This window comes from Oleiphilus sp. HI0066, from assembly GCF_001635725.1.
Genome location: NZ_LWFH01001820.1, coordinates 1 through 756, shown reverse-complemented (window position 1 = coordinate 756; position 756 = coordinate 1). Strand labels below are relative to the sequence as shown.

Sequence of the window (756 nt, the reverse complement as noted above, 5' to 3'; positions counted from 1 at the left end):
GATGGTTCGAGCTTGAGCTTGGTAACGACCATATATTTCTTCTAATGCGTCAGAAATTTCACCAACAGTGGCTCGTAAACGAGCAGCTGCGACGCTTAAAGCAAGTAGGTTTCCGTCACCGGTTTTTGCTGCAGATGTGAGGGCATTAAGTGCAGCTTTGACGGCGTCATTGTCACGCTCTGCTTTGATTTTCTCAAGGCCTTTGATTTGTGATTCGCGCACTGCAAGGTTGTCGACCTCTAAAATATCTAGCTCTTCTTCTTCCGCAAGTTGATATTTATTAACGCCTACAATGACATCTTCGCCACGGTCGATGCGTGCTTGCTTTTTAGCTGCGCTTTCTTCTATGCGCATTTTAGGTAGGCCTTGCTCAATCGCTTTAGCCATACCACCGCTTTCTTCAATTTCTTCGATCAGAGCCCATGCTTTATCCGCAATTTGTTGTGTGAGCGACTCCATCATGTAAGAACCACCCCAAGGGTCAGCTACTTGAGTAATGCCTGTCTCTTCTTGAATGATGATCTGGGTGTTGCGGGCAATGCGAGCAGAGAATTCTGTCGGAAGTGCGACCGCTTCATCAAGCGCATTGGTATGAAGAGATTGTGTGCCGCCAAATACTGCAGCCATCGCTTCGATAGTTGTGCGAATCACATTGTTATACGGGTCTTGTTCGGTGAGCGACCAACCAGATGTTTGAGAGTGTGTGCGTAGCATCGATGATTTTGGATTGCTTGGCGAAAACTCTTGCATGATGCG

General features: G+C 47.1%; 1 protein-coding gene. It reads right to left on the bottom strand.

From position 1 onward, the window contains the following. Nucleotides 1–756: methylmalonyl-CoA mutase family protein (locus A3738_RS28140; protein ID WP_231876786.1), on the bottom strand; the 756-nt coding region annotated here is incomplete at both ends.